This is a genomic window from Nonomuraea spiralis (assembly GCF_014648435.1).
GTDB classification, from domain to species: domain Bacteria; phylum Actinomycetota; class Actinomycetes; order Streptosporangiales; family Streptosporangiaceae; genus Nonomuraea; species Nonomuraea spiralis.
On record NZ_BMRC01000011.1, the window covers coordinates 225103 to 245840 of the forward strand.

General features: G+C 72.4%; 21 protein-coding genes. 19 read left to right on the forward strand and 2 right to left on the reverse strand.

The window, feature by feature from the left end; all coding sequences use genetic code 11:
* The first annotated feature begins 102 nt into the window (after positions 1–102).
* The 19 genes from IEZ27_RS27470 (at position 103) to IEZ27_RS27560 (ending at position 19347) form a co-directional block, all read left to right on the forward strand.
* Positions 103–621, forward strand: coding sequence for a flavin reductase family protein (locus IEZ27_RS27470; RefSeq protein ID WP_189649877.1), 519 nt, complete (start codon positions 103–105; stop codon positions 619–621).
* The gene (locus tag IEZ27_RS27475) at positions 618–1529 is read left to right on the forward strand and encodes a glutathione S-transferase C-terminal domain-containing protein (RefSeq protein WP_189649878.1); all 912 of its coding nucleotides are present in this window, start codon (positions 618–620) and stop codon (positions 1527–1529) included. Before IEZ27_RS27470 ends, IEZ27_RS27475 begins: the two co-directional genes overlap by 4 nt.
* Positions 1526–2848 (forward strand): NtaA/DmoA family FMN-dependent monooxygenase, encoded by a 1323-nt coding sequence (locus IEZ27_RS27480; protein ID WP_229824388.1) that lies wholly within the window; start codon positions 1526–1528, stop codon positions 2846–2848. The genes IEZ27_RS27475 and IEZ27_RS27480 overlap by 4 nt, the downstream gene beginning before the upstream one ends.
* Complete coding sequence (locus IEZ27_RS27485; protein ID WP_189649879.1) at positions 2845–4014, forward strand: LLM class flavin-dependent oxidoreductase; 1170 nt, start codon at positions 2845–2847, stop codon at positions 4012–4014. The genes IEZ27_RS27480 and IEZ27_RS27485 overlap by 4 nt, the downstream gene beginning before the upstream one ends.
* Positions 4011–5045, forward strand: coding sequence for an LLM class flavin-dependent oxidoreductase (locus IEZ27_RS27490; RefSeq protein WP_189649880.1), 1035 nt, complete (start codon positions 4011–4013; stop codon positions 5043–5045). The genes IEZ27_RS27485 and IEZ27_RS27490 overlap by 4 nt, the downstream gene beginning before the upstream one ends.
* Positions 5042–6133, forward strand: coding sequence for an LLM class flavin-dependent oxidoreductase (locus IEZ27_RS27495; protein WP_189649881.1), 1092 nt, complete (start codon positions 5042–5044; stop codon positions 6131–6133). The genes IEZ27_RS27490 and IEZ27_RS27495 overlap by 4 nt, the downstream gene beginning before the upstream one ends.
* Entirely contained in the window at positions 6130–7731 is a 1602-nt protein-coding gene (locus tag IEZ27_RS27500; protein ID WP_189649882.1) for an ABC transporter substrate-binding protein, read from the forward strand. The genes IEZ27_RS27495 and IEZ27_RS27500 overlap by 4 nt, the downstream gene beginning before the upstream one ends.
* Positions 7728–8633: an ABC transporter permease gene (locus IEZ27_RS27505; RefSeq protein WP_189649883.1), complete on the forward strand. Its 906-nt coding sequence runs from the start codon at positions 7728–7730 to the stop codon at positions 8631–8633. The genes IEZ27_RS27500 and IEZ27_RS27505 overlap by 4 nt, the downstream gene beginning before the upstream one ends.
* Positions 8634–8639: 6 nt before the next feature.
* Positions 8640–9485, forward strand: a complete 846-nt coding sequence (locus IEZ27_RS27510; protein ID WP_189649884.1) for an ABC transporter permease — start codon at positions 8640–8642, stop codon at positions 9483–9485.
* Entirely contained in the window at positions 9482–11110 is a 1629-nt protein-coding gene (locus tag IEZ27_RS27515) for a dipeptide ABC transporter ATP-binding protein (protein ID WP_189649885.1), read from the forward strand. The genes IEZ27_RS27510 and IEZ27_RS27515 overlap by 4 nt, the downstream gene beginning before the upstream one ends.
* Positions 11111–11247: 137 nt before the next feature.
* On the forward strand, positions 11248–12780 hold the full coding sequence (locus tag IEZ27_RS27520; protein ID WP_229824389.1) for a TIGR04028 family ABC transporter substrate-binding protein: 1533 nt from the start codon (positions 11248–11250) through the stop codon (positions 12778–12780).
* Positions 12777–13706: an ABC transporter permease gene (locus IEZ27_RS27525; RefSeq protein ID WP_189649887.1), complete on the forward strand. Its 930-nt coding sequence runs from the start codon at positions 12777–12779 to the stop codon at positions 13704–13706. Before IEZ27_RS27520 ends, IEZ27_RS27525 begins: the two co-directional genes overlap by 4 nt.
* Positions 13703–14491, forward strand: coding sequence for an ABC transporter permease (locus IEZ27_RS27530; protein ID WP_125632127.1), 789 nt, complete (start codon positions 13703–13705; stop codon positions 14489–14491). The genes IEZ27_RS27525 and IEZ27_RS27530 overlap by 4 nt, the downstream gene beginning before the upstream one ends.
* A complete protein-coding gene (locus IEZ27_RS27535) occupies positions 14488–16035 on the forward strand; it encodes a dipeptide ABC transporter ATP-binding protein (RefSeq protein WP_189649888.1) in 1548 nt (515 codons plus the stop codon). The genes IEZ27_RS27530 and IEZ27_RS27535 overlap by 4 nt, the downstream gene beginning before the upstream one ends.
* Positions 16032–17024, forward strand: coding sequence for a putative FMN-dependent luciferase-like monooxygenase (locus IEZ27_RS27540; protein WP_189649889.1), 993 nt, complete (start codon positions 16032–16034; stop codon positions 17022–17024). The genes IEZ27_RS27535 and IEZ27_RS27540 overlap by 4 nt, the downstream gene beginning before the upstream one ends.
* Positions 17021–17605 carry a CMD domain protein gene (locus tag IEZ27_RS27545; RefSeq protein WP_189649890.1) on the forward strand — a complete coding sequence of 195 codons (585 nt, stop codon included), beginning with the start codon at positions 17021–17023 and terminating at the stop codon, positions 17603–17605. Before IEZ27_RS27540 ends, IEZ27_RS27545 begins: the two co-directional genes overlap by 4 nt.
* Positions 17602–18168, forward strand: coding sequence for an alkylhydroperoxidase domain protein (locus IEZ27_RS27550; RefSeq protein WP_125632120.1), 567 nt, complete (start codon positions 17602–17604; stop codon positions 18166–18168). Before IEZ27_RS27545 ends, IEZ27_RS27550 begins: the two co-directional genes overlap by 4 nt.
* Positions 18165–18785 (forward strand): VOC family protein, encoded by a 621-nt coding sequence (locus IEZ27_RS27555; protein ID WP_189649891.1) that lies wholly within the window; start codon positions 18165–18167, stop codon positions 18783–18785. Before IEZ27_RS27550 ends, IEZ27_RS27555 begins: the two co-directional genes overlap by 4 nt.
* A 22-nt stretch (positions 18786–18807) precedes the next feature.
* Complete coding sequence (locus IEZ27_RS27560) at positions 18808–19347, forward strand: OsmC family protein (RefSeq protein WP_125632116.1); 540 nt, start codon at positions 18808–18810, stop codon at positions 19345–19347.
* Positions 19348–19383: 36 nt separating this feature from the next.
* Here the strand turns inward: IEZ27_RS27560 and IEZ27_RS27565 are convergent, their stop codons facing one another.
* Both IEZ27_RS27565 and IEZ27_RS55050 read right to left on the reverse strand, forming a co-directional pair.
* Positions 19384–20481, reverse strand: a complete 1098-nt coding sequence (locus IEZ27_RS27565; RefSeq protein WP_189649892.1) for a YeiH family protein — start codon at positions 20479–20481, stop codon at positions 19384–19386.
* Positions 20481–20615 (reverse strand): hypothetical protein, encoded by a 135-nt coding sequence (locus tag IEZ27_RS55050; protein WP_268246088.1) that lies wholly within the window; start codon positions 20613–20615, stop codon positions 20481–20483. Before IEZ27_RS55050 ends, IEZ27_RS27565 begins: the two co-directional genes overlap by 1 nt.
* Between the last annotated feature and the right edge of the window lie 123 nt (positions 20616–20738).

Below are 20738 nucleotides of genomic sequence, written 5' to 3' on the forward strand. Positions count from 1 at the left end.
GCCGCGCCGCCGGGAGCCGCGTGAGCACGCCTTCTCTCCCGTGAGGAGCCTTCCCGTGATCGCAATCAGACCTGTCCGCCCGTCCAGAACGAAGGCGAGCGCATGACCGACACGCTGCCCGACCAGCAGTCCGTCGGCGCCGATGTGTTCCGCCAGGCGCTCGCTGTGCACGCCAGCGGGGTGGTGGTGATCACCGCGCAGAGCGACGGCATCCCGGTCGGACTCACCGCCACCTCGTTCTCCTCGGTCAGCCTCGAACCGCCCCTCGTCTCCTTCTACGTGGACCAGTCCTCGACCACCTGGCCGTGGTTGCGCGGCGCCGACCACTTCGCGGTCAACATCCTGGCCAGCGACCAGGCCGAGCTGGCGGCGCGGTTCGCGCGCAAGGGCGTCGACAGGTTCGCCGCGCCCACGAACTGGCGGGCGGGACCGCTGGGCGCGCCGCTGCTCGCGGACGTCTCGGCGCACCTCATCTGCCTGCCGTACGAGACCGTCGAGGTCGGTGACCACGTGCTGGTCGTCGGCCTGGTGGCCGAGGCGGCCACGCACAACACCGGCCGCCCGCTCCTCTATCACCAGGGCCGGTTCGGCCGCTTCCTACCCCACCAGGAGAACCTGTGACCGCCACCACCGGCACGCCGGTCTACGCCAGCCCCGTCGACCGCGTCGCCTACGGCCGCTACGGCCCCGGCCGCCTGCACCTGTCGGCCGGCTGGGACCGCCCGATCTACCCGTTCCAGAACCGCGTCACCGCCGACGGGACCAGCGGCTACCGCGCCGAACCCGGCCGCTACCACCTCTACGTCGCCTGGACCTGCCCGTACGCCCAGCGAGCCGTGATCGTCCGCAAGCTCAAGCGCCTGGAGGACGTGGTCTCGCTGTCGTACGTGGACGACGAGCGCGACGGCCGCGGCTGGGCTTTCAGGGAGCACAGGGGCCCGGACCCGGTCAACGGGTTCACCCTGCTGGAGCAGGCGTACGACGCCACCGAGCGGGGTTATCCCGGCCACGTCTCGGTGCCCGTGCTCTGGGACCGGGTGCGGGGCGGGATCGTCAGCAACAACTTCCCGGACATCACGATCGACCTGGCCACCCAGTTCGAGAAGTGGGCCGACACCTCGGTCGACCTCTACCCCGAGCACCTGCGCGCCGAGATCGACAAGCTGAACGCGTGGATCTACCACGACATCAACACCGGCGTCACGCGCGTGGCCCCCGCCGGCACGGTGGCCGCCCGCGAGGAGGAGCGCCACCGCGTCGTCTCGGCACTGGAACGCCTGGACGAACGCCTGGCCGAGCAGCGTTTCCTGACCGGCGACACGATCACCGAGGCGGACGTGCGGCTGTGGGTGACGCTGGTCAGGTTCGACGGACTGCACAACCACGACCACCTCATCAGCGAGCGTGAGCTGCCGGACTTCGAGCACCTTTGGGGCTACGCACGCGACCTCTACCAGCGCCCGGCCTTCGGCGAGAGCATCGAGGGCCTGCCCGGAGCCTGGAACACGCCGCACGGGCGGGGCCGGTGACGCGCAAGAAGCAGGTGCACCTCGCCGCGCACTTCCCCGGCGTGAACAACACCACCGTATGGGCCGATCTCCGGTCGGGCAGCCAGATCGACTTCGCCTCGTTCGTCCATCTTGCCAGGACGGCCGAGCGCGGCACGTTCGACTTCTTCTTCCTGGCCGAGGGGCTGCGGCTGCGCGAGCTCAAGGGCCGCATCCACGACCTGGACGTGGTGGGCAGGCCCGAGTCGCTGACCGTGCTCAGCGCCCTGGCCGCGGTCACGGAGCGGCTCGGGCTCGCGGGCACGGTCAACGCCACCTTCAACGAGCCGTACGAGCTGGCCAGGCGGCTGTCCACGCTCGACCATCTGAGCGAGGGCCGGGCCGCCTGGAACGTGGTCACCACCTCCGACGCCTTCACCGGCGAGAACTTCCGCCGGGGCGGCTACCTGGACCGCGCCGACCGGTACGAGCGGGCCGCGGAGTTCGTGCGCCTGTCCCGCGAGTTGTGGGACTCCTGGCAGCCGGACGCCGTGCTCGCCGACCAGGGCGCGGGCCGGTTCCTGAGGGAGGGCGCGGTCGGCACGGTCAGCCACCGGGGCAGGCACTTCACCGTCGAGGGCCGGTTCACGCTGCCGCGCGGCCCGCAGGGGCACCCGGTGATCATCCAGGCCGGCGACTCGGACGACGGCCGCGAGTTCGCCGCCGCCAACGCCGACGTCATCTTCACCCCGCACGGCAGGCTGGAGGACGGCCGGCGTTTCTACGCCGACGTCAAGGGCCGCCTGGCGAGGTACGGCCGCGAACCCCACCAGCTCAAGATCATGCCCGGCGTGACGTTCGCGCTGGGTGACACCGAGGAGGAGGCCGCCGAGAACGCGGCCCGGATCCGTCGGCAGCAGGTCGGCCCGCAGACCGCGATCGCGTTCCTGGAGCAGGTGTGGGGGCGGGACATGTCGGGCTTCGACCCGGATGGACCGTTCCCCGACATCGAGCCGGACCTGTCGGAAGGCGTCTCCCAAGGACGGGTGCCGATCAAGGACCGCGCCGAGGTGGCGGCCAAATGGCGGGCGCTGGCCGGGGAGAAGGGCCTGAGCATTCGCGAGCTGGTCATCGAGGTGACCGGGCGGCAGACGTTCGTCGGCACGCCGGAGAGCGTGGCCCGGCAGATCGACGAGCACGTGCAGGCGGACGCGGCCGACGGGTTCATCCTCGTCCCACACCTGACCCCCGGCGGGCTGGACGAGTTCGTGGACCGGGTGGTGCCCGTGCTGCGGGAACGCGGCGTCTTCCGCACCGAGTACACCGGGACCACCCTGCGCGACCACCTGGAGCTGTCATGACGCTGCACCTGGCCGTGGCGCTGGACGGCGCGGGCTGGCACCCCGCCGCCTGGCGCGAGGCCCCCGCCGCGGACCTGTTCTCGGCCCGCCACTGGGCGGCCCTGGTCGCCGAGGCCGAGCGCGGGCTGCTCGACTTCGTCACCATCGAGGACGCCCTCGGACTGCAGTCCACCCTGCCCGACGGCCCCGACGACCGCACCGACCAGGTACGCGGCCGGTTCGACGCGGTGCTGCTCGCGGCCCGGCTGGCGCCGCTCACCAGCCGGATCGGGCTGGTGCCGACGGCCACCACCACGCACACCGAGCCGTTCCACGTGGCCATCGGCATCGCCACGCTCGACCACGTCAGCGGCGGCCGGGCGGGCTGGCGGCCGCAGGTCTCGGCGCGGGCCGCCGAGGCGGCCCACTTCGGACGGCGCCGGTTCCCCCCGCTCGACCAGGTGCTGAACCGGCCCGGCGGCGTGGACCTGTCGGCCGACCCGCACGTACGTGCCCTGTTCGCCGAGGCGGCCGACGCGGTGGAGGTGGTCCGGCGGCTCTGGGACAGCTGGGAGGACGACGCCGAGATCAGGGACGTGGCCACCGGCCGGTTCATCGACCGGGACAAACTCCACTACATCGACTTCGAGGGCGGCTTCTTCTCGGTGAAGGGCCCGTCCATCACGCCCCGGTCGCCGCAGGGGCAGCCGGTGGTGACCGCGCTGGCGCACGCGCGGCTGCCGTACGAGTTCGCGGCGAGCGGCGCCGACGTCGTCTTCGTCACGCCGCACTCGGCCGAGCAGGCGCGGGCCGTCGTCGAGGAGGTCAGGGGCCTGTCCGGCGAGCTGAAGATCTTCGCCGACCTGGTCGTCTTCCTGGGCCCGGACGCGGCCCGGCGCAAGGCCCGGCTCGACGAGCTGGACGGGGCCGAACTGGCCTCCGACGCGGCGATCTTCACCGGGAGCGTAGAAGAGCTGGCCGGGCTGCTGCTGGAGTGGCAGCGGGCCGGGATCGAGGGGTTCCGGCTGCGGCCGGGGGCGGTGCCGTACGACCTGGAGCGGATCAGCCGGGAGCTGACGGCCGAGCTGCGCGGGCGCGGGGCATTCAGGAGCAGGTACGAAGCCGGGACGTTACGCGGGCTCCTCGGCCTGCCGCGCCCGGCGAGCAGGTACGCGGAGGTGTCATGAAATTTCTGGGCATCACATTGATTGTCCACAACGATGGCAGATCACCCACAGAACGCTTCCGCGAGGTCGTCGAGAACGCGGTGCTCTTCGAGGAACTGGGCTTCGACGGGTACGGGGTCGGCGAGCGGCACGAGCGCCCCTTCATCTCCTCCTCGCCCCCGGTCGTGCTCAGCAACATCGCGGCCAGGACGTCCAGGATCAGGTTGTTCACCGCGGTCACCACGCTGAGCCTGCTCGACCCGGTCCGCGCGTACGAGGACTACGCCACGCTCGACCACCTGTCGGGCGGCCGGCTCGAACTGATCGTCGGCAAGGGGAACGGCGCGGCGCAGGCCAAGCTCTTCCACGTCACCACCGAGGACCAGTGGGAGCGCAACCGCGAGTCGTACGAGCTGTTCCGCCGCCTCTGGCGGGAGGACAAGGTCACCTGGGAGGGCCGCTTCCGTCCCTCGCTGACCGACGCCGAGACCTGGCCGCGCCCGCTGCAACGCCCGATCAGGGTCTGGCACGGCAGCGCGACCAGCAAGGAGTCGGTCGACCTGGCCGCCCGCTACGGCGACCCGCTGTTCTCCGCCAACGTCACCAACCCCATCGAGCCGTACGCCGAGCTGATCGACCACTACCGCGAGCGCTGGGAGCACTACGGTCACGACCCCGCGGACGCCCTGGTCGGGGCCGGCACCGCGGGCTTCTACGCGGCCCGCACCTCGCAGGAGGCCCTCGCCGTCTACCGGCCGATCTACGAGGCCCGCCTGGAGACGTTCCGGCGGGTCGGCGTGGAGCCGGTCTTCCCCACGCTGGAGGACGCCGTCGAGCGCAGCTCGATCCTGGTCGGCAGCCCGCAGCAGATCATCGACAAGGTGCTGCGGTACCACAAGCGGTTCGGGCACGAGGTCATGCACTTGCAGGCCGACGCCGACGGCCTCACGCCGGGGCAGCACAGGGAGACGCTGGAGCTGTTCCAGGCCGAGATCGCGCCGGTGCTGCGCAAGGAGATCCCCAGCCGCCCGTTCCCGGGGAGCACGTCATGAGCCTGTCCATCCTCGACCTGGCCCCCATCAGCTCGGGCGGCACCGCGGCCGACGCGCTGCGCAACACCATCGACCTCGCCCGCCGTGCGGAGGCGCTCGGCTACGGCCGCTACTGGCTGGCCGAGCACCACTTCGCCCGGGGTGTGGCCAGTTCGGCCCCCGCCGTGCTGATCGGCCTGGTGGCGGCGGCCACCTCGACGATCAGGGTCGGCTCGGGAGCCGTGCAGCTCGGTCACCAGACACCGCTGTCGGTGGTCGAGCAGTTCGGGCTCATCGACGCGCTGTATCCGGGGCGGCTCGATCTGGGGATCGGGCGGTCCGGGCAGCGCAGGGCCGAACTGGCCCACGCCCGGCCTCCGGAACGGCAGGAGGCCAGGGTGGTGGACGGGCTGCTCATCCCGCCGCCGTTCGACTGGACGCGGCTCGCCCGGCATCCGCACCTGGCCTTCCAAGCCACCCTGCTCCAGCAGCCGGGAGCGGAGACACCCGACTTCGCCGACCAGATCGACGAGGTGCTGGCCCTGCTCAAGGGCACCCACGAGGCGCACGCCGTGCCCGGGGAGGGGGCCGACCTCCAGGTCTGGATCCTCGGCAGCAGCGGCGGGCAGAGTGCCCAGGTCGCAGGGGAACGCGGGTTGCCGTTCGCGGCCAACTACCACGTCAGCCCGTCCAGCGTGCTGGAGGCGGTGGAGGCGTACCGGGAGGCGTTCAAGCCGTCGGACGAGCTGGCCGAGCCGTACGTGATCGTGTCGGCCGACGCGGTCGTCGCCGAGGACGAGGCCAGGGCGCGCGAGCTGGCCTCGCCGTACGGGCTGTGGGTGCGCAGCATCAGGACCGGGGCGGGCGCGATGCCGTACCCGACGCCGGAGGAGGCGGCCGCGCACGTCTGGTCCGACGCCGACCGGGAGCTGGTCCAGGACCGGATCGACACCCAGTTCGTCGGCACCCCGGAGACCGTGGCCGAACGGCTGCGCGTGTTGCGCCGGGTCACCGGGGCCGACGAGCTGCTGGTCACCACCATCACCCACGACCACACCGACCGCGTGCGCTCCTACGAGCTGCTCGCCGAAGCCTGGGAACGACCGTGAGGCGCCTGACTCCCGTCCTGCTGGCGCTCACGCTGGCCGCGTGCGGCGCCCAGGGACCCGCAGAGCAGGCCCCCGGCACCACCCTGACCTGGGCGATCGAGACGCAGCCGATCACCCTCAACCCTCAGCAGTGGGCGCAGAACAAGGTCCGGCTGCTGGTGTTCAACCAGTTCGACGCGCTGCTCTCGCGGGCCGAGGACGGCACCTTCCACCCCTGGCTGGCCACCTCGTGGAAGGCGTCGGACGACGGCCTGACCTACACCCTCGACCTGCGGCAGGACGTGACCTTCCACGACGGGACGCGGTTCGACGCCGCCTCGGTGAAGGCCAACCTCGACCAGTTCCGCGTGCCCGGCTACAACCCGGCCGTCTCGGCGATCCAGTTACGGGCCTTCGACAGGGCCGAGGTGGTCTCGCCGTACACGGTCAAGATCACGCTCAAGGAGCCGGACGGGCTGTTCCTCGACTTCCTCGCCTCCCCGTACGCCGGGCAGATCTCGCCGGCCTCGCTCAAGCACGCCAAGGATCTCAAGTTCGGCGGCACGGACCTGGTCGGCACCGGGCCGTTCGTCCTCGACCGGTACGTGGCCGGCCAGGAGATCCGCTACCACCGCAACCCCGCCTACAAGTGGCCGCCCGCCGGGGCCGCGCACCAGGGCCCCGCCTACCTCTCCGAGATCACCTACCGGTTCCTGCCGGAGGCGGCGGTCCGGGTGGGCGCGCTCACGTCGGGCCAGGTGCAGGTCATCGAGGGCGTCCCGGCCACCGAGGTGGCCCTGATCCAGAAGGACCCGGATCTGGCCCTGCGGACCTCGCTCAACTCCGGCACCTCCTTCTCCTACTACTTCAACACCGGTCGTGCCCCCTTCGACGACCAGCGCGTACGCGAGGCGTTCCGCGAGGCCGTGGACGTGGACGCCGTCCTGCGGTCGGTCTACCAGGGCACCGCCACCAGGGCGTGGAGTGTCGTCGGCGAGCGCAGCCCGTTCTACGACGCCACGCTGGAGAACGCCTACGCCGGCGACCCGGCCAAGGCGAACGCGCTGCTCGACGCGGCCGGCTGGAGACAGCGCGACGCCGAGGGCTACCGGGTCAAGGACGGCCGGCGGCTCACCGTGCGCACGGTCGCCTCGGCGCCGTTCGTCCGCGACCGCCGCGACATCCTCGCCCAGGCCATCCAGGCGCAGGTCAAACAGAGCGCGGGCATCGACTTCCAGGTCAAGATCGTTGATCAGGGCAGCGCGCAGAAGGCCGTCGAGGAGAACGAGTACGAGATCTTCGAGAACTCGCGCGGCGACTCCGACGTCGGCGCGGCGCTCAACCTCATCCTGCCGGGCGAGGGCGCGATCAACCGCACCCACTTCGCCGACGGCCGGGTGGACCGATGGCTCGCGCGGGCGTCGGCCACCTCCGACCAGGCGGCGCGGAAGAAGCTCTACGCCCAGGTCCAGCAGGCGGTGGTGCGGGAGAAGGCCGTCGTGTTCCCGCTCTACGTGCCGGCCGACCAGATCGCCGCGCGGAAGAGCGTCCAGGGGCTCGGCTTCGACCCCGCGTCCGGCACGCCCGCCGGGGCCTACGACGTACGGATCGGGACGTGATCGGACGGCTCGGGACCGGGCTCGCCGTCCTGTGGGCGGCGGCCACGGCCTCCTACCTCGCGCTGCTGCTCGCTCCCGGCGACACCGTGGACATCCTGATCGGCGACGGGGCCGACACGCCGGAGATCCGGGCGCGGATCGTCCAGGAATGGGGGCTCGACCGGCCGGAGATCGTCCAGTACCTGTCCTACCTGTGGCGGCTGGTGCACGGCGACCTCGGGCGTTCGTACCAGCTCCAGCTCGGGGTGGGCGAGGTCCTGGCCACGCAGATCCTGCCCACCGCGCAGCTCACGCTCGCGGCGGCCGGGGTCGGCGTGGTGCTCGCCGGGGTGATCGCGATCGTCACCGCCGGGCGCGGGCGGCTGCTGCGCGGCGCGGCCTCGCTGGCCGAGCTGGTGTCGGTGTCGGTGCCGCCGTTCCTGATCGGGATCGTGTTGCTCTCGGTGTTCTCCTTCACGCTCGGCTGGTTCCCGGTCTCGGGGGCGACGGGGCCGATCGCGCTGGTGCTGCCCGCGTTCTCGCTGGGGTTGCCGATCGCGGGCGTGCTCGGCCAGGTGCTGCGCGGCGGGCTCGAACGGGCCCTGGAGCAGCCGTTCGCGGTCACCGCCAGGGCCCGTGGGCTGACCGAGCGCGCGCTGGTGGCCCGGCACGCCCTCAGGCACGCGCTGATCCCCGCCGTGACGCTGGCCGGATGGTTCACCGGCACGCTGCTCGGCGGGGCGGTGATCACCGAGGTGCTGTTCGGGCGTCCCGGGCTCGGGCGGGTCGCCATGGAGGCCGTCACGGGACGGGACATGCCGGTGGTGATGGCCGTGGTGCTGCTGTCCGCGGTCGCGTACGTGACCATCAGCACCCTGCTCGACCTGGCCTACCGCGTCATCGACCCGCGGACGAGGGGCTGAGCGGCGATGGGCGCGCCCGTTGTCGTGCTGCCGCGCCGCCGTCCGGCCCGTGCCGGGCTCCGGGTGGCCGTGCCGGTCCTGTTCCTCGCCGTGCTGGCGCTGGCCGTGCTGGCGCCCGAACTGCTCACCGGGGTCGACCCGCTGGCCGCCGACCCGCTCGGCGCGTTGTCCCCGCCGGGCGGCGCGCACCCGCTCGGCGCCGACCATCTCGGCCGGGACGTGCTCTCCCGGGTCGTGCACGGCGCCCGGCACTCGATCAGCATCGGCGTCGGCGCTACCGTGCTCGCGGTCGTCGCCGGCGTGCTGCTCGGCCTGGCCGCCGGGTTGTCGCCGAAATGGCTGGACGAGGCCCTGGCCCGGTCGTTCGACGTGTTGTCCACGCTGCCCGAGCTGCTGCTCGCCCTGCTCGTCGTGGCGATCACCGGGCCGGGCACGGTCAACGTGATCTTCGCGATCGCCGTCGCGCAGATCCCCAACTACGCCCGGGTGATCCGCGCCCAGACGTTCGTGGTGCGCCACTCGGGCTACGTGGAGCAGGCGCGCACGTTCGGCCGCGGCCGCCTGGCGATCACGTTCGGGCACGTGCTGCCGAACGTGCTCGGACCCATCCCCGTGCTGGCCACGATCGGGCTCGGCACGGCGGTCATCGCGGGCTCGGGGCTCAGTTTCCTCGGGATGGGGCCGCAGCCGCCCGCCGCCGAATGGGGGGCGATGCTCTCCGAGGGCCGCAACTACCTGCGTGTCGCCTGGTGGGAGGCGCTGTTCCCGGGCATCGCGATCACGCTGACCGTGGTCTGCCTGACCGTCGTGGGACGCCGGTTCCAGCGCCGCTTCGAGGGGAGAAGCTCATGACCGCCGTCCGGGGCGAGGACACCGCGCCCGCCGCACCACCCGAGCCCGCGTCCTCGGCCGCGCTCGTCGCCGTCGAGGGATTGCGGGTGAGCTTCGGCGGGGCCGAGGTCGTGCACGGGATCTCGTTGTCGGTCGCCGCCGGCGAGTGCGTGGCGATCGTGGGGGAGTCGGGGTCGGGCAAGAGCGTCACCGCGCGTACCCTGCTCGGGCTGACCGGGCCCGGCTCGGCCGTGTCGGCGTCCTCGTTCACGGTCGCCGGTCAGGACGCGCTCGCGTTCGGCGAGCGGGAGTGGCGGCGGCTGCGCGGCCGGTTCGCCGGGCTGGTGCTCCAGGACGCGCTCGTCTCGCTCGACCCGCTGCGCACCGTGGGCGCGGAGATCGCCGAGGTGCTGGCCACGCACGACGTCGTGCCCCGCGCCCGGCGCGCGGAACGGGTGCTCGACCTGCTGGCGGCGGCCGGCGTGCCCGAGCCCGCCCTGCGCGCCGGACAGCGCCCGCACCAGCTCTCGGGCGGGCTGCGGCAACGCGTGCTGATCGCCTCGGCCATCGCGGCCGACCCCCGGCTGATCATCGCCGACGAGCCCACCACGGCGCTCGACGTCACCGTGCAGGCCCAGATCCTGCGGCTGCTGGCCGAACGCAAGGCGGCCGGTACGGCGTTGCTGCTGATCAGCCACGACCTGGCCGTCGTGTCCTCGATCGCCGACCGCATCCTGGTCATGAAGGACGGCCTGGTCGTCGAGGAAGGCCGGACCCGGGACGTCCTGGGCGCGCCCGCGCACGAGTACACGCGCGCGCTGCTGGCCGCCGTGCCCTCGGCCGCCTCCCGGGGCACCCGGCTCACCGGCGGCCCGCCGATCGCCGTACGCGAGCCGGACCCGTACGCGCAGGTGCTGGCCGGTACGGACCTCACCCGCTCGTACGGGCGGCGGGTCGTGGTGGACCACGTCTCCTTCACCTTGCACGAGGGCGAGACCCTGGGGGTGGTCGGCGAGTCCGGCTCCGGCAAGACCACGCTCGCCCGGCTGGCCCTGGCCCTGCTGGAGCCCGACGGCGGCCGGGTCAGCCTGCACGGACGCCCGTGGAGCGACCTGCCCGAGAGCCGCCGCCGCCCGCTGCGGCCGAGGATCCAGCTCGTCTCCCAGAACCCGCTGGACTCCTTCGACCCCCGCCACACCGTCGGCCGCCTGGTCGCCGAGCCGTTACGGCTGCCGCCCGGCGAGCGCCGGGCCCGCGTGCTCGACCTGCTGGCCCGCGTGGGCCTGCCCCCAGAGGCGGCCGGCCGCCGTCCCCGGGAGTTGTCGGGCGGGCAGCGTCAGCGCGTCGCCATCGCGCGGGCCCTGGGCCCGCGCCCGGACGTGCTGGTCTGCGACGAGCCGGTCTCCGCCCTCGACGTCTCGATCCAGGCGCAGGTGCTCGACCTGCTCGCCGACATCCAGGCCGAGGACGGTACGGCGATGTTGTTCATCTCACACGACCTGGGTGTCGTGCACCACGTCAGCGACCGCGTACTGGTCATGAAGGACGGCCAGGTCGTCGAGGAGGGCGAGGTCGGCGAGGTGTTCACCCGGCCGCGGCACGACTACACGAGGGCCCTGGTGGCTTCGGTCCCACGATTGCTGTAGCCTTTTCCTACTTTTTAGGTATGTTTTGTCTGAAAGGCAGTACCCCCATGTCCTCATCCAACTTGCGCACCGCAGCCGTCATGCTCGCCGTCGTGGGGCTCCTCGGCGCCTGTGGCGGTCAAGGGGGTGCTGCCGGCGTGGCCCCGACCAGTGGTCAGCCGGTCTACGGCGGCACGCTGACCTACCTGGAGCACCAGCCGCCCACCTGCCTCTACCTGCCGGCCGCCGGCTTCTATCCCAACGGCGGCATCCTCAACCAGATCACCGACAAGCTGACCTGGCAGAACCCGCAGACGCTGGAGATCGAGCCGTGGATCGCCACCAAGTGGGAGGTGAACGAGGACGCCACCGAGTACACCTTCCACCTGCGCCAGGGCGTGACCTTCAGCGACGGCAGCCCGCTCGACGCCGCCACCGTCGCGGCCAACTTCGACGTCTACGGCCTCGGTGACACCGCGCTCAAGCTGCCCGTCGCCGAGTTCGTCAACAACTACGAGCGCAGCGAGGTCGTCGACCCGCTGACCGTGAAGTTCCACTTCAAGAAGCCCTCGCCCGGGTTCCTCCAGGGCACCTCGGTCATCGGGGCGGGGCTGGTGTCGAAGAAGACGATCTCGCTGCCGTACGAGCAGCAGTGCCAGCTCAAGAACATCGTCGGCTCGGGGCCCTTCACGCTGAAGAACCAGGTCGTCGACAAGGAGATCGACCTGGCCGCGCGCAAGGACTACAACTGGGCGCCGCCGTCCTCCAAGCACCAGGGGCGGGCGTACCTGGACGAGATCAAGATCATCGTCACGCCCGAGGACAACGTGCGGGTCGGTGCGCTGACGTCCGGTCAGGCCGACTTCGTACGCTACGTCCAGGCGTACGACGAGAAGACCGTCAAGGACGCCGGCTTCCAGATCTACGCCGAGCCGACCAGGGGTGTGAACAACGGCCTGTACCTGCGGCCGTCCAACAGCATCCTGAAGGACCTCGACGTGCGCAAGGCGCTCCAGGCGGGCACCGACGTCAAGGAGGTCGTCGACACCCTGTTCACCGCGAGCTACCCGCGCGCCACCTCGGTGCTCAGCCACCTCGCCCAGGGGTACGCCGACCTGTCGAAGGACCTGGTCTACGACCCCGCCAAGGCGAACGCCCTGCTCGACAAGGCGGGCTGGGCCAAGGGCGCCGACGGCGTCCGGGAGAAGGACGGCGCCAAGCTGCGGCTCGGGGTCTTCGTCGCCGGCCCGCAGCCGCTGTCCAAGCAGACACTCGAACTCGTCGGCCAGCAGTGGGCCAAGCTCGGCGTGCAACTGGAGATCCGTCCCGCCGACGCCGGGACCCAGGCCGTCGACATCAAGGACGCCGAGAAGACCGGTGTCGCCCACAGCATGGTCGGCCGCGCCGACCAGGACGTGATCAAGAGCCACTTCCACAGCCAGAACCGTGACGTCATCCTCTCCAAGGACAAGAAGCTCGACAGCCTGCTGGAGGAGGAGTCCGCCGAGCCCGACAACGCCAAGCGCAACGCCAAGGTCGGCGAGATCCAGCGGTACGTGATCGACCAGGGCTACGCCATCCCCCTGTTCGAGGAGCCCCAGGTGTACGGCGGCGCGCCGTACGTCCAGGGTGTGGCCTTCGAGGCGGTCGCCCGCCCGTGGTTCTACTCGACCTGGAAGACCCAGCAATGACCAGGTACGTCCTGACGAGGGCCGGGCAGGCGGTGCTGGTGTTGTGGGCCGCCTTCACGGCGAGCTACGCGCTGCTGCAACTGCTGCCCGGCGACTCGATCCTGATCAAGTTCCAGAACCCGGAGCTCGGCCTGTCGCCGCAGCAGATCGCCGAGATCCGGGCGTACTACAGCGGCGGCTCGCCCGTCGCCGAGTACTTCCGCACCCTGTCCGGCTTCCTGTCCGGCGGCTTCGGCTACTCGATCGACACCGGCGCCCCGGTGGTCGAGCGCCTGGGCGAGGCGTTGCCCGAGACGGCCCGGCTGGCCTCGGCGGCGTTCGTCCTGGCGGTGCTGCTCGCCGTGGTCATCGCCTTCGTGGCGAGCTACAGCAGGACGTCGTGGCTGCGCGGGGCCCTGCTGTCGGTGCCGTCGTTGTTCATCTCGGTCCCGGCGTTCTGGCTGGGGATCCTGCTGATCCAGGTGTTCTCGTTCCGGCTGCGGCTGGTGCCGGTCATCGGGGGCAGTGAGCTGCAACAGCTCGTCCTGCCCGTGCTGACGCTGGCGGTGCCGATCTCCGCGCCCATCGCGCAGGTGCTGGCGCGCGGCATCGACCAGGTGTACGCGCAGCCGTTCGTGCCGGTGATCGCGGCCAAGGGCGCGACCCGCTGGTGGATCCTGTGGCGGCACGTGGCCCGCAACGCCGTGCTGCCGACGCTGACCGTGGCGGGCCTGACGTTCGGCGAGCTGATCGCGGGCTCGGTCGTGACGGAGACGGTCTTCGGCCGCAACGGCGTCGGCCGGCTCACCGAGCAGGCCGTGACCGCGCAGGACACGCCGGTGATGCTGGCCGTCGTGGTGCTCGCCGCGGCGGTGTTCGTCCTGGTCAACTTGGTGGTGGACGTGTTGTTCCCGGTGCTCGACCCGCGCCTGAAGGCGGCGTCGTGAGGGCCGGCCTGATCCTGTCCTGGACGGTGATCGCCGTGGTGCTGCTGTGGGCGGTCGTCCCCGGCCTGTTCACCGGCTACGACCCGATCGCCGGCGTACCGGTCGAGAAGTTGCGGGCGCCGAGCGGGCAGCACCTGTTCGGCACCGACGCCGTCGGGCGCGACGTGTTCGCGCGGGTGGTGTACGGAGCCGTGCACTCGCTGTCGGGGGCGTTCGTCGCCGTCGCGGTCGGCCTGCTGCTCGGCACGCTGCTCGGGCTGCTGGCCGGGTCGGCGGGCGGGGTGCTCGACGCCGCCGTCATGCGGGTCGTGGACGTGCTGCTGTCGGTCCCCGGGCTGCTCCTGGCCCTGGTCGTGATCATCCTGCTCGGTCCCGGCACGGTGAACGTGGCCGTCGCGGTCGGGATCGGCTCGGTCGCCGCGTTCGCCCGGCTGTCGCGGGCCGAGGTCGTGCGGGTGCGCCGTACGGACTACGTCGAGGCCGCCTTCGGCAGCGGCGGGCGTTTCCCCGCCGTGTTGTGGCGGCACGTGCTGCCCAACTCCCTCGGTCCGGTCATCGCGCTGGCCGCGCTCCAGTTCGGCGTGGCCATCCTGGCCATCTCGACGCTCGGCTTCCTCGGCTACGGCGCCGAGCCGCCCACGCCCGAGTGGGGCCTGCTCATCGCCGAGGGCCGCAACTACCTGGCCACCTCGTGGTGGCTGACCACGCTGCCCGGGGCCGTGGTGGTCGCGGTCGTGCTCGCCGCCGGCCGGATCAGCCGCTCGATCGCCAAGGAGTCCTCGTGAGCCTGCTCGACGTCCGCGACCTCGCGGTCTCCTACGACGGCCGCCCGGCGGTCCGGGGCGTCTCCTTCACCGTCGAGCCGGGCGAGGTCGTCGCGGTCGTGGGCGAGTCGGGGTCCGGCAAGACCACGACCGCGCACTCGATCATCGGCCTGCTGCCGCGCAACGCCTCCCTCGACGGCGGCCGTGTCCTGCTGGGGGAGAACGACCTGGCCACCTGGTCGCCGCGGCGGATGGAGTCCGTACGCGGGGCGCAGATCGGGCTGGTCCCGCAGGATCCGTCCAACTCGCTCGACCCGGTCAAGACGGTCGGGGCGCAGATCGCCGAGGTGTTGCGCATCCACAAGCGCGGCGACCGGGCCGCCGTGCGGCGCCGGGTCGTCGAGCTGCTCACCCGCGTCGGCCTGCCCGACCCGGAGACGCGGGCCCGCCAGTACCCGCACGAGCTGTCCGGCGGCATGCGGCAGCGCGTGCTGATCGCCATCGCCGTCGCCCTCGAACCCCGTCTGATCATCGCCGACGAGCCCACCAGCGCCCTGGACGTCACCGTGCAGCGGCGCATCCTGGACCTCATCGACGACCTGCGCGCCGAGTTCGGCACGGCCGTGCTGCTGGTGACCCACGACCTCGGCGTGGCCGCGAGCCGCTCGGACCGGCTGGTCGTCATGAAGGACGGCCGCGTCGAGGAGCAGGGCCCGACCAGGGAGATCCTGGCGGCGCCCGCCGCGGCCTACACCGGGCGGCTGCTGCGCGACGCCCCCGCGCTGTCGGCCCGTCCCTTCCGCGAGCCGGTGGCGGCCGAGCCCGCGATCGTGGTGCGCGACCTGGTCAAGGAGTTCCGGTCCGGGCCGCGGGCCTTCCGGGCCGTGGACGGCGTCTCGTTCGAGGTGCCGCGCGGCACCACGCACGCGCTCGTGGGGGAGTCGGGCTCCGGCAAGACCACCACCGCGCGCATGGTCGTACGCTTCGCCGAGCCCACCTCGGGCACGGTCACCGTCGCCGGGGCGCCCGAGGGCCGCGGCTTCCGCCGCCACGTCCAGCTCGTGCACCAGAACCCGTACGGGTCGCTGGACCCCCGGCAGGCGGTCGCCGACATCGTGGAGGAGCCGTTGCGCAACTTCCGGTTCGGCGACCGGGCCGCCCGCCGGGCCCGCGCGCGGGAGCTCCTGGACCGGGTGGCGCTGCCCGAGGACGTGTTGTCCCGCAGGCCGCGCGAGTTGTCGGGCGGGCAGCGGCAGCGGGTGGCGATCGCCCGCGCGCTGGCCGCCGGCCCGGAGGTGCTCGTCCTCGACGAGGCCGTCTCGGCGCTCGACGTCACGGTCCAGGCGCAGATCCTCGACCTGCTCGAACAGCTCCAGCGCGACCTCGGCCTGACCTACCTCTTCATCTCGCACGACCTGGCGGTGGTGCGGCAGATCTCGCACACCGTCTCCGTCATGAACAAAGGACGCATCGTGGAATCAGGATCCACCCGGCGGGTCTTCACCGACCCGGCCGACGACTACACCCGCGAGCTGCTCGCCGCCATCCCGGAGCCGGTCCGATGAGGCTCGGCTTCTTCACCCGGGTCCTGGACGAGGCGCCCCCGGCGGAGCGCTACCGGCTGGCCGCCGAGCAGATCGCGCACGCGGAGTCGTTCGGGTTCGACACCGCCTGGGTGGCGCAGCACCACTTCGACGGCGCGGAGGGCGGGCTGCCCGCGCCGCTGGTCTTCCTCGCCCACGTGGCGGCCAGGACCAGCCGCATCCGCCTCGGCACCGGCATCATCACGCTGCCCCTAGAGCATCCGGTACGGGTGGCCGAGGACACCGCCGTGCTCGACCTGCTCACCGGCGGGCGGCTAGAGGTCGGCGTCGGCAGCGGCGGCACGCCGTCGTCGTTCGGGCCGTTCGGGCACGACAGCGCGGACCGCGCCACCCTGTACGCCGAGCACCTGTCGGTGCTGGTCAGGGCCTGGTCGGGCGAGGACCTGGGCGGCGGCAGCCGGCTCTACCCGCCCGCGCCCAGGCTGCTCGGCGCGATCTGGGAGGCGACGTTCTCGGCCTCCGGGGGAGCACGCGCGGGCCGGGCGGGCAACGGGCTCATGTTGTCGCGCACGCAGCCGCGGCCGGCCGACGATCCCCAGGCGACGCTGGCCGATCTCCAGCGGCCGATCGTGGACGCGTACCACGAGAACCTGCCCGAGGGCGCCGTCCCGCGCATCGTGGCCTCGCGGACCGCGTTCGTGGCCGACAGCCGCGCCGAGGCGCTGCGCCTGGCCGAGCTGGGCCTCGGCCGCGGCCGGCTGCCGTGGGAGCTGCCCGCCGACGACCTCGACAGCCGCATCGCCGCCTTCGACGTGCACGTGGGCACCCCGCAGGACGTCATCGACAGCCTGCGCGCCGACCCGACCCTCGAACGGGCCACCGACCTGGTCTTCCAGGTGCACTCGGTGGACCCGCCGCATCCGCTCGTCCTGCGTTCCATCGAGTTGCTGGCGACCGAGGTCGCGCCCGCGCTCGGCTGGCTCCCCTCCACCGAAATGAGCTCGACATGATCAACGACGTCATCGACCATCTGGCCGGGATAAGACCGGGCTCCCGCCTGGACAAGCTGCGCGACCTGCGGCCGGCCGCGCGCGAGCACGCCCAGCGCGGCTTCGACGCGCTGTTCACGCCCGACGAGGAGGGCGAGGTCCCCCTCGTCGAACGCGACGCCGTCGCGGCCTTCGTGGCCGGACTCCACCGCGACGCCGTCGTCGCCGGCTTCTACGCCGACCGGCTCGCCGACCTGGCCCCCGGCCTGCTCAAGGCCGTCGAGGCCGAGATCGAGGCGGGCGCCACCGCGGGCCCGTACGGGGTCTATCCCGCGCCGCTGGCCGCCGAGAGCGACGAGGGCCTGCGTTACCAGGTGCGCGAACCCGGCAATCTGGGCGTCCGGCTCACCGCCGCGTTCGAGCACGCGCACCTGCTGGTCTTCCGGCCGCGCGAGGCGAGCGGGCAGGCATTGGAGGCGCTGGCCGCGGCGGGCTGGGGCCCCACGGGCGTGGTGACGTTGTCGCAGCTCGTCGCCTTCCTCGCCTTCCAGGTACGCGTGGTCGGCGGGCTCCGGCTGCTGAACGCGGAGGTCGCGGCATGACGACCGGATTCACCCAGGAACAGCTCGGCTGGAAGCCCTGGCTGCCGCCGCTCGCGCCGGAGGAGCTGACCGAGGCCCACTACGAGGCGCTGGTCGATCGGGCACGGGCGTCGTCGCCGTACTTCCTGCTGCTGGCCCGCGACCCCGAGATCCTGCACGCGCGTACCAAGACCGACAACGACATCTTCTACAACGCCGACGGCGGCCTGCCGCGCGCCGAGCGCGAGCTGGCCGCGACCGCCACCTCGCGGCGCAACGGCTGCGTGTTCTGCGCGTCGGTGCACGCCCGCTTCGCCGCGCACCACTCCAAGCGCCACGAGGACGTGCAGCGGCTGCTCGACGACGGCGTGGACGCGCCGCAGGAAGGCCGCTGGCGGGCCGTCATCGACGCCTCGGTCGCGCTCGCCGCGACGCCCGTCGAGTTCGGGCCCGAGCACATCGCGGCGCTGCGCGCGGCCGGGCTCGACGACCTGGCGATCAGCGACACCATCCACGCCGCCGCCTTCTTCAACTGGGCGAACCGGCTCATGCTCTCACTCGGAGAACCGGAGGACCACCGATGACCGACCGTCACCTCGACCACCTCGTCTACGCCGTTCCCGACCTGCTCGCGGGGGTCGAGGACTTCGCCGCGCGCACCGGGGTACGGCCGGTCGCGGGCGGCAGCCACCCCGGCGGCACCGCCAACTACCTGGTGCGCTTCGGGCCCACCGAGTACCTGGAGATCATCGGGCCGGACCCGGAGGCCGATGTGCGGCCGCGCGCGTTCGGGCTGGAGACGCTGACCGAGCCGCGCCTGGCCGCCTGGGCCGTGCATCCCGAGGACATCGACAAGACCGTGGAGCTGGCCCGCGAGCGCGGTTACGACCCCGGCGACGTGCAGCCGCTGTCCCGGCGTACGCCGTCGGGGGAGCTGCTGGAGTGGCGGCTCACCCGGCGCGAGGACCCGGCGGCGGTCCGGCCCGTGCCCTTCCTCATCGACTGGGGCACGACCACCCACCCGGCCGCCACGGACCTCCCGCAGGTCGGCCTGGTCTCCTTCGCCGCCGTCCATCCCGACCCCGAGGCGCTGCGGCGCGACCTGGCCGCGCTCGGCGTGACGCTCGACGTCTCCGAGGGGCCCGAGGCCCGTCTGCGGGCCGTGATCGACACGCCGCTCGGCCACGTGACCCTGAGCTGAACCCTTCGAGAGAGAAAGACCAATGAGCACCCTTCGCGAGTACCTGGCGCACAAGCGCGCCGCCCTGCTGGCCCGCCGCGAGGCCCCGTCGAACGGCCCGGTGCCGCTGCACGCCCACGTCACGGCCGAGGGCCGCAGCGGGATCCGGCGGATCAGGATCAGGGACTTCCAGATCATCAGCGACAGCGGCCCCGACTTCGCCGGCTACGACCTCGGCCCCGGCTCGCCGGAGTTGCAGGCCGGCGTGCTGGGAAGCTGTGTCACCCACATCTTCCTGATCAAGGCGGCCGAGCTGGAGGTGCCGATCGACTCCCTGGAGGTGGACGTACGCGCCGAGTACGACCCGAGGGCCCAGCTCCCGGGCGACCAGGGCGTCCCGGTCCACCCGCACAACTTCGCCTACGAGGTGCAGATCGCCTCGCCCGCCTCCGACGAGGACCTGGCCAGGCTGCACGCCGAGGTCGAACGGGTGTGCCCGATCCTCAACCTGATCCGCAACCCGCAGGAGATCAGCGGCTCGATCGTGCGGGTGGCGGACCCCGCCGGGCTGCCCGTCGCGTAGCAGGACGGCCCCGCCCCCCGAAGGCGGGGCCGGCCCTCAGCCGGCCGTGAAGCCGGAGAACAGGGCCAGGGCCAGGGCCAGCGCGACGACCACGTTGACCACGGTCGCGGTGGCGAACACGACGACCGGCCGCCACCCGGCCTCCCGCAGCGCCGACACCCGGAACTCCAGCCCGATGCTGACGAACGCCAGGATCAGGAACCAGGTCCGCAGGTCGTTGGCGACCCCGATGACCGCCTTGCCCTCGGCGGCCGGGACGGTCGTGAGCCACCAGGTCGCGATCACCGACGCGGCCACGAACCCGAGCACGAACTTCGGGAAACGCCGCCACAACTCGATCAGGCCGGGCCGTTCGGCGTCGGCCCGGCGCTCGACGCGGAAGGCGAACCAGGCGGTCAGCACGACCACGACGACGCCGATGAGCGCGTTCTGGGTGACCTTGACGATCGTGGCGATGGCCAGGGCGTCCTCGCCCGCGATCGTGCCCGCCGCCGTGACGGCGGCGGTGGTGTCGATGTTGCCGCCGATCCAGGCCCCCGCGACCTCGGGCGAGAGCCCGAACAGCGAGGCGAGCGCGGGCAGGATGAAGATCGACGGCAGCGCGAACGCGATCACCAGGCTCGCGCTGTAGGCGAGCTGCTCCTTCCTGGCCTGTACGGCCCCCGCCGCCGCGATGGCGGCGCTGACCCCGCAGATCGACACGGCCGACGACAGCAGCGCGCGCAGCCGGTCGTCCAGCCCGAGCCGGCCGCCGAGCCACCAGGTGAACAGGAACACCGCGCTGATCAGCACGATCGCCTGGAGCACGGCCGGCCCGGCGGCGGTCACGATGACCTTGAGGTTGATGGAGGCGCCGAGCAGGACCAGCCCGGTCTTGATGAAGAACTCCGTGCGGAACCCGCCGGCCAGCCGGTCCCGCAGGCCGGTGGCGGTGAGCAGCGCGTTGCCGAGCAGCCCGAGGGCGATCGCGTAGACCGGGAACTCGACGGCCTTGGCCAGGCCGGAGTCCGGGAACCAGCCCGGTACGCCCTTCTCCAGGAAACGCGTGGCGGCGGCCAGCACGAGGACGACCAGAACGCCGAGCGCCGTCTCCTGCCAGGTGAGGCGGTCCCTGGTGGCGGTTCCGGCGCTCATCAGGGCACCAGCCCGACGGGGACGACGCCGGTGAGGACGAGGACGAGCAGGATCAGGCCGACGGCCGTGGCGGCCCAGTCCTCGCTGATCGCGACGCGGCTCTCGCGTGCGGTGGGGGATTCGTCGGTGCTCATGTACGTGCCTTTCGTGGGGGGTGGAACGTGCGGGCGGGGCCCAGCCAACCCCGCCCGCACGGTTGACGCCGATCGCGTGCACCGGCCACGGCGACGTTCGCGGCCGGGGCGGCCCGGTGGAGG

What these genes read in the sequence shown, in the direction of transcription:
- IEZ27_RS27565 (WP_189649892.1), bottom strand. Translation starts at nt 20,481, where the DNA reads ATGAGCGCCGGAACCGCCACCAGGGACCGCCTCACCTGGCAGGAGACG.
- IEZ27_RS55050 (WP_268246088.1), bottom strand. Translation starts at nt 20,615, where the DNA reads ATGAGCACCGACGAATCCCCCACCGCACGCGAGAGCCGCGTCGCGATC.
- IEZ27_RS27525 (WP_189649887.1), top strand. Translation starts at nt 12,777, where the DNA reads ATGACCAGGTACGTCCTGACGAGGGCCGGGCAGGCGGTGCTGGTGTTG.
- IEZ27_RS27515 (WP_189649885.1), top strand. Translation starts at nt 9,482, where the DNA reads ATGACCGCCGTCCGGGGCGAGGACACCGCGCCCGCCGCACCACCCGAG.
- IEZ27_RS27560 (WP_125632116.1), top strand. Translation starts at nt 18,808, where the DNA reads ATGAGCACCCTTCGCGAGTACCTGGCGCACAAGCGCGCCGCCCTGCTG.
- IEZ27_RS27555 (WP_189649891.1), top strand. Translation starts at nt 18,165, where the DNA reads ATGACCGACCGTCACCTCGACCACCTCGTCTACGCCGTTCCCGACCTG.
- IEZ27_RS27470 (WP_189649877.1), top strand. Translation starts at nt 103, where the DNA reads ATGACCGACACGCTGCCCGACCAGCAGTCCGTCGGCGCCGATGTGTTC.
- IEZ27_RS27510 (WP_189649884.1), top strand. Translation starts at nt 8,640, where the DNA reads ATGGGCGCGCCCGTTGTCGTGCTGCCGCGCCGCCGTCCGGCCCGTGCC.
- IEZ27_RS27495 (WP_189649881.1), top strand. Translation starts at nt 5,042, where the DNA reads ATGAGCCTGTCCATCCTCGACCTGGCCCCCATCAGCTCGGGCGGCACC.
- IEZ27_RS27540 (WP_189649889.1), top strand. Translation starts at nt 16,032, where the DNA reads ATGAGGCTCGGCTTCTTCACCCGGGTCCTGGACGAGGCGCCCCCGGCG.
- IEZ27_RS27490 (WP_189649880.1), top strand. Translation starts at nt 4,011, where the DNA reads ATGAAATTTCTGGGCATCACATTGATTGTCCACAACGATGGCAGATCA.
- IEZ27_RS27485 (WP_189649879.1), top strand. Translation starts at nt 2,845, where the DNA reads ATGACGCTGCACCTGGCCGTGGCGCTGGACGGCGCGGGCTGGCACCCC.
- IEZ27_RS27545 (WP_189649890.1), top strand. Translation starts at nt 17,021, where the DNA reads ATGATCAACGACGTCATCGACCATCTGGCCGGGATAAGACCGGGCTCC.
- IEZ27_RS27550 (WP_125632120.1), top strand. Translation starts at nt 17,602, where the DNA reads ATGACGACCGGATTCACCCAGGAACAGCTCGGCTGGAAGCCCTGGCTG.